We start from the raw sequence: 1,600 nt of genomic DNA on the forward strand, positions 1-1,600 counted from the left end.
CCGCGGAGGTGTGGGCGCCCTCGGCGAGGAGGCGGTAGAGCTCCTCCGGGGTGCGGGAGACGGGGCCGGGGGGCGAGGCCAGCAGGTCGAAGGTGACCCCGCGGGTGGCGCGGTAGACGTCCAGGTCGGGGGCGTGGACGACGATCGGCCGGTCCAGGTTGGCGTAGTCGAACATGATGGACGAGTAGTCGGTGACCAGCATGTCCGCCGCCAGGCAGACGTCCTCCGCCGAGCGGTGCGAGGTCACGTCGATCACCCGCGGTGAGGCGGCGGCCCGTTCGCGTCCGGCGTGGTCGTGGAAGTAGTGGGCCCGCAGCAGCACCACCGCGTTCTCCCCGGCCGCCTCGGCCAGCCGCTCGGGGTCGAGGAGGCCGTCGTGCGCCGCGGCGAAGCGGTCGGCGTGGTCGCGGTGGGTGGGGGCGTACAGGACGGCCGTGGCGCCCTCGGGGACGCCCAGTTCGCGGCGGACACGGGCCACGTCCCGCGCGGTGGCCGTGCAGTACACGTCGTTGCGCGGATAGCCGTACTCCAGCGTGGTGTGCCCGCCGGGGAAGACCCGCTCCCAGGTCTCGGTGGAGTGCGGGTTGGAGGACAGGTTGTGGTCCCAGCGCTGGACGCGGGCCAGCAGCTTGGCGAAGCTCCCGGTGGCGGCGGCGACCACCGGGTGGGCGGCCTGGTCGAGGCCCATCCGCTTCAGCGGCGTGCCGTGCTGGGTCTGCAGGTGGACGGTGCCGGGGCGCTTGACGACGGCGTCGGCGAAGTTGGCGTTGGAGACGAGGTAGGTGGCGCGGGCCAGGAGGTCCCAGTACTCGCGGGTGCCGATCACCGCGTGCTCCACGCCGGGCGGGAGCGTGGGGACGGCCTCCGGCTCGACGAGGAAGACGCCGCGCAGGTGGGGGGCGAGTTCGCGCGCCTTGGCGTGGATCGCCGCCGGGTTGCAGGCGTAGCCGCGGCCCCAGTAGGCGCAGTACACGACGAGGTTCGCGTCGAGCGGGCGGCGCAGCGCGCGGCGGTAGTACAGGCGGGTCCGCAGCCCGCGCAGCGGAGCCGGCAGGACGGCGAGGGCGCGGAGCCGGCCGGCCGCACGGTGGGCGGCGCGCAGCAGGCGGAACGCCGGGTGGCTGCCCGCGGCGAGCAGGCGGTGCTGGACGCCCAGGCTGCCGCGGGGCGGCCGGAACCCGGCGGGGCGGTGACGGCGGTACAGGCGGGCCGCGGCGGCGAAGAAGGCGCGGCGGCCGGCGGCGGGCAGGCGGCGCGGGTCGGCGGCGGTGCGCAGGACCAGCCCGAACAGGTCGGCGAAGAGCGGCCCGGTCCGGGCGGCGGGCAGCCCGGCCGCGCGGCGCAGCAGCTCCTCGGCCCGGTCGAGCAGGTCCCGGTGGTGCGGCCCGGGCTCGTTGAGGCGGCTGCCCTGGCGCCGCACCCGGTGCTCGACGACGGTCCGCCGCAGCACCGCCACCCGGTCGGCGGTGAGCAGCGCGGCCGGGGTGAAGGACAGGTCGGTGTACCAGCCGTCGGCGAAGGCGAGGCGGTGGGCGGCGACGAAGGCGCGGCGGTAGGCGGCGCTCCAGGCGGGCAGCCGGACGCCGGTGAGGGCGGGGGC

At 76.9% G+C, this 1,600-nt stretch carries 1 protein-coding gene; it reads right to left on the reverse strand.

What is annotated here, in order from left to right:
- The coding region (locus ACOV8S_RS18470; protein WP_448318930.1) for a CDP-glycerol glycerophosphotransferase family protein at window positions 1-1,600 on the reverse strand (1,600 nt) is incomplete at both ends.

It is taken from the genome of Streptomyces sp. CO7 (assembly GCF_053474865.1).